The organism is Helicobacter didelphidarum, from assembly GCF_003364195.1.
Classification (GTDB): domain Bacteria; phylum Campylobacterota; class Campylobacteria; order Campylobacterales; family Helicobacteraceae; genus Helicobacter_A; species Helicobacter_A didelphidarum.
The window spans coordinates 1-5,685 of record NZ_NXLQ01000045.1 but is presented as its reverse complement, the minus strand read 5'-3'; the positions used below and the strand labels follow the sequence as shown (position 1 = coordinate 5,685).

Genomic DNA, 5,685 nt, shown 5'->3' with positions numbered 1-5,685 from the left:
GAGAAAGGATTATTAAATAATACAACATATTATTTCTGTCTTGATAAAGATTGGCAAAAGGAGAAAGATAAAGGAGCTATTCCAGAGGGGGAATATTATATCAATATCAATGATATAAAAGAGAGAAGGACAATCTTTAGTGAAAATACATTTGGTAAGAATACAAGAATCTATACAGATAAAGATTGCAGCAACACAACTGAATCTCATACACAAAGAGAGAATTTCTATTTGCATGGAGGAGATAAATATGGAAATAATGGAGGGATAGATATAGGGAAGAATGATAAGAGATTCTTTAATACATTAGAAACTCTTAAGAAAGAATATAAAGATATTTTAGATTCCACTCAAGATGATAAAGGTAAAATAGCAATAAAGCTAGAGGTGGAGTATGGGGAGGAAATTGAATTTGCGAAATATTTTACTTTTGATGAGATGGTAAAAACAAGTCAAGGACAAAAGTATATAGATTTAAATAAAAAGTTTGTTTTAGATAATCAGTATCCAGAAAGACTACAAAGCCTAAAGGACTTATGCCAAAAAATATTAGATAAATTGCAAGAACATATATACGAACAATATGGAGAAAGTCAAATATATAAAATTAATATTAATAGTGGGGTAAGATGTAAGGAGTTAAATGAGAAATTAGGAGGTAGCAAAACCTCCCAACATTCACATTGTGAAGTAGCCGATATTGCGTTCTTAAATAATGATAAAAATAATAAAATACTATTGATTAAACTTTATGAAGATATTTATAATAAAAAAGTTATAGGGTTAAAAAATACAAGTATAATTTCACAATGTATATTTGAGTTGAATAGTTCTTATTGGATACATATAGCAATTAGCACTGATAGATGGAAAAAAATAAAAAATAAAAATAAGCCAGACTTTTTAACGAAGCCAAAAGGAGTAGCATATCATGTATATAATGGCACTAATCTCAATTTTTAAAGGAGTGGATATGAAAAAGTTGATATGCTTATTAGTAAGTGTGATTGCATTGCAGAATCTCTATGGGGATTCTTATCTGTATGATACAGATATTACAACAGATACAGGGGAGATTATCAAGGCAGGGCAATATTCCAAACGCTTTGATGGCTTGTGTAAAGAAATGAAAGATGGTTACATAAAGTCTATAAATAATAGATATTATGAGGATAAAATCTCATACCTACAAGATAGACAAAATGCACAATCTCTACCCTTAAAAATTGATAAGGCAAATGGTTGGCAATATAAAGATTTGTGTGAAGTCAATAAAGAGCGATGTAGCACAGGTGGCGAGTATAGCATACTCTATCGCCTCTATATTTTTGAGAACCAAAGCCTTGATGAAGTGTATAAGAAAATCCGCAATTATACGAACTATATGAACAATGATGATGCTCAAAATTTTGCAGATTTGATACCCACTATACCTAAAAATGACTTTCAAGAAATCGTAATGATACAGATTGACTATGAGGGAAGGCGTTGCTATATGCACGATGATAAAACTCTATGGATTCCACAACAAGCAACTATCGGCTGGAATAACTTCGCATTTTTCCAAACACCCAAAGGCGTAGAAGTCTTACTGCATTTCGCTTGGGGATTTAATTATGATTGATTAGTTTTAAAGCAAGGATAAAGTGATGAGAAAAATAATATTGTTGTTATGCTTAAGCCTTTCTTTAAAGGCGGATATCATCAAGCTAGATAGTGAGGCTTCATCAAATCTCATCAATGAGCGTGAGATGTTTTTTAGTGAAGCACTTGGTGTTGCTTATGATAAGGTAAAAATAAAACGAGATTCTAAGGATATGGAATTTATAGACTTATGCCAATATCCTCCAAGTGGCTATAAATTTAATTGTTCAACAATGAATAATGAGCAGATTGTAGGGATTAAAAAGTACTTCATTCACACAAAAAGCATACAAGAAGCTTACGAAACTTTGAATGATAGTACAGAAAAATTACCAACAAGCAATATTTATGACTATGGTAAGGAGGCATCAAATAGAGATGATGAAGTGGGGAATTATTATATTTGGGATAAAGGGAGGCTGTGGATTATAGGAATGGGCTATGATAGCGGAAGTATCAGCATTTATCAGCAAAAAGGCGATATAGTGGAAGTGATTTATCAATGGAGTGTGGATTGGTGAGACTTGTTTGGCGTAAAAGGAACAAAAAAGAATACTTTGATATAACTAAGACAAACTATCTCTATATCTATGCCTATATGGGTAGTCTTAACCCTCAAGTATATCAATGTCTTAGGATAGCCTATCCTTTATCTTTAAAATATAGTCATAACAATACATTTCATATCATAGAATATGGAGAGATACAAGGACAATACAATATACAAGCTCTTCGTATCGACAAGAATATACACGATGGAATCTATTATATAGACTATGACAAAAGAAAAGGTATAGGAGGGTATTCTTATACTCTCTATCAAGACAAAGATTTAAAACAACCACTAGCATACAATCTATCAACTTCAAGCAAGATAAACCTTCCTAATATCTATACAATGCTCTATGGTGATATAGGTATAGATTTAGGAGATAATGCCCTTTCATTCTTTAGACAACTTGATGATTTAGTAGAAGAGCATAAGGGTGAATTAGAAGCATTAAGAGATGATAATGGGAGAATAATAATAGCAGTGGAGGTGGAGAGTGGCACAGGACTAATGGTGCTAGAGGTTGTGAGGAAATGGGAGTATAGTCCAAACAATGAAGATTTTAAGTATTGGGCTACTATAAGTGAGTTTAGTTTAAAGTTAGATGATGAAATAGTTAAAGATTCAGAAGGTAAAGATATAAAAGGCTATATTATAGAACCAGCGGGTTATAATCCAAAGAAAAGCAGGACAGCAGAAGAGCAACAAAAAATAGCTGGTGGAGACATAAGGATACCAGCGGGAGAATATGAGGTATTTTGGAAAAAATCAAATATTGATAGTCCAGCCCTGATGGCAGAAAATCCGAACAATAAAGAAAGATATTTGGACGATTTGCAAAAGACAATGAAAAATTTAAATATAAACATAGAGCAGTTATATTGCAATATTGCAACTTGCAAACACAATAAAGATAATAGGAAAACTTTTGGGACAAAACATATTCATATCGTCCCACAACTCAAACCTAAAAATAGTAAAAATAGTGTGATAGGGACAAGCAGAAATGGAATTTTAATTCATTATGGTGATACAGGCGAGTGGAGTACAGGTTGTCTTTTGCCAACAAATGAGTTGAAATGGAAAAAAGAAAGATGGATAGCAAAAGATAGGAATAGCACAGTCAATGCCGTTGCAAAATTGTATATAACTCTTATTGAACATGATACAGAATCTTTTAAAAACTATGCTCTTGGCACAAACAATCCATCAAAAAGCACAATTAAGAATTTTATTATCAAGATTCAAGAAAAAGATAAAATTGAGTCTTACCCACCAGAAAAGGAGTAACAATGCGTTTAGTGGTTTCTATATTTTTTATTGTTAGTATTATGTATGCTAGTGTGTATCAGGCACACTTTCAAGATATGCTATCAAGTCAAATTTCTTATAATAGCACCTTATATAAAGACAAAGAAACAGAGGGAAAAATATATTATGGAGGGAAAGTAACACTAAGTGGAATACTTGAATGGCAAATGTATCAAGATGAAGTCGATTTTTATTGGCGTTTGGTATTTTTTCCAGATATTCCAAATGATTTACCTAGACTTTTTGCAAATGATAATACAGCTATTAATACAGCTATATTTTTAAATGATACACTCAAAAAAGATGTCTCATTTCAAAAAAATAGTTTCTTGCAAATCTATAATATTTTACCAAATCAATTAAATCCAATAGATGAATATATCTTAGGTGGGATAGCAATACGCGCAATATTAACTTTGGAAAATTACTATATTACTCACAAATCTTTAGATAGTGAAGCTGATACGCCATATTATGCGACCATTGCCAATGATGTAAAGGTTTTAAGCAGTATAAGAAAGTGGTATATAGCTAAGCAATTTCTTCCAAGCGAATATATATTATCCTACGCTTCCAAAGATTCTTATATCAACCTACGAGAATCCCCAAATGGTAAGATACTAAGAGCGATACAAAAAGATGAAATGGGAGACTTGTGTAAATCAATAGAAAGCGCAGAGAACAAGGGTTTGATTTTAGAATTAGGGCGGGATACTAAAAATCCTAAATGGCTAAAAGTCGCCTATATCCCACCAGAATCTAAAGACACAAGCAAGACAATCTATGGCGTGATACATGAAAGCCAAGTGAGCTATGACTGTGCGAGATAAGAGAAATGATAAAGGAATGCGATGAAAAACTTTATCATCAAAATCACAGAGCAAATCACAAAAGACAAGGAGTGATTATGAAATCTTTATTATTATGTTTATTATGTGTTATAGTTGTAAATCTTTATGCTAGAGATGATAGCTTTATGTATAGAAATATAGAATTTTATGAGAAAAAATCTTTTTTAAAAGATAGTAATACTGCCAATTCTAACATGGGAGAAAAATATTCTATTTTTGATAGTGGCTGGGTAGAAAGATATGGTATCAACAAGGAAATAAAGGTAATATATTTACGAGCATATACTATGAATTCTAGTTTATCTCAAAAGCAAAATTTGCAAAAAGTAATACCCAGATATATTAAAAATATTTATCCACATGAAATAAACTATATCACTTTATTTGAACCTATCAATCAGCCTTATATTTATCAAATGGTGAAAGGATTTTTATATATTACAAAAAAACCTTGCGGGATTCATTCTTTTGCTATAAATTGCTCTAATGTTGATTATGGTGTAGCTTTTTATATTACCCATGATGATGAAATGCAGGGTGGAGACGCTGATAAAGGGTTCTTAACTCTGCATATCAATAATGGCATGAATCATATTTTACCCATAGAATACAACAAGATTGAAGCCATATATCCAAACATAAAAGAGTGGCTACAAGACAAATCTTATCTTATTTTGCCTATAAAGATACAAATAAGGACGGCTACAAGGATAGATAAACCTATTTCAATGCAGATTATCACAATATCAAAAGCACTCGCAACCACCCATAAAGAAGATGAAGAGATTGCAAAGGAACGCAAAAATATATGTGCAGAATATAAAGCACAATATCAACCAAAATATTGTTCTGATAATCCAAGTGATGATAGAATCTACACTTATTCAAAAGATATGTATGTAAATGTGAGAGAAAAGCCAAATAATGAATCTCACATTATTAAACAAATAGCAATACAATATCCTAATGCTAAGCTTGCAGATTCTATGTATTGGGAATATGACAAGTTAGAAGATAAATATATTCCAAGCGAATCTTGGATTAATCAAAGACAAATATATCTTGACAATAATACACAAGTAAAATTTATAGAAAAACTCTACACAAAAGGTTTGCCAATAAATGGCTGGTATCAAGATATATTTTACAGAAAAAATAGGCAAGAGGGTAGAAGGATATATCCACAAATCTCAACTTTCTTGGGGATTTTGAATGAGTTTTCATGCTCTAAGAGTAGGAGATGAAGTGATTATAAGCTATTTAGAAAATGATATAGATAAGCCCTATATTAGTTCTAGTTTGTATAATGTGAGTAATCCTCCTCTTATA

At 31.4% G+C, this 5,685-nt stretch carries 6 protein-coding genes; all 6 read left to right on the top strand.

The annotated features are described in order from the left end of the window. Positions 1–963, top strand: a 963-nt coding sequence (locus CQA53_RS09900) for a D-Ala-D-Ala carboxypeptidase family metallohydrolase (protein ID WP_115543826.1), incomplete at its 5' end; no start/stop codon positions are given. 10 nt (positions 964–973) lie between these two features. Next, positions 974–1,624, top strand: coding sequence for a hypothetical protein (locus tag CQA53_RS09895; protein WP_147290028.1), 651 nt, complete (start codon positions 974–976; stop codon positions 1,622–1,624). 25 nt (positions 1,625–1,649) lie between these two features. Beyond that, positions 1,650–2,165 carry a hypothetical protein gene (locus CQA53_RS09890; protein ID WP_115543824.1) on the top strand — a complete coding sequence of 172 codons (516 nt, stop codon included), beginning with the start codon at positions 1,650–1,652 and terminating at the stop codon, positions 2,163–2,165. Next, complete coding sequence (locus CQA53_RS13355) at positions 2,147–3,484, top strand: hypothetical protein (RefSeq protein ID WP_245945868.1); 1,338 nt, start codon at positions 2,147–2,149, stop codon at positions 3,482–3,484. Before CQA53_RS09890 ends, CQA53_RS13355 begins: the two co-directional genes overlap by 19 nt. Positions 3,485–3,486: 2 nt before the next feature. Beyond that, positions 3,487–4,335, top strand: coding sequence for a hypothetical protein (locus CQA53_RS13350; protein WP_115543823.1), 849 nt, complete (start codon positions 3,487–3,489; stop codon positions 4,333–4,335). A gap of 77 nt (positions 4,336–4,412) precedes the next feature. Continuing rightward, entirely contained in the window at positions 4,413–5,600 is a 1,188-nt protein-coding gene (locus CQA53_RS09875; RefSeq protein ID WP_115543822.1) for a hypothetical protein, read from the top strand. Positions 5,601–5,685: the final 85 nt, after the last annotated feature.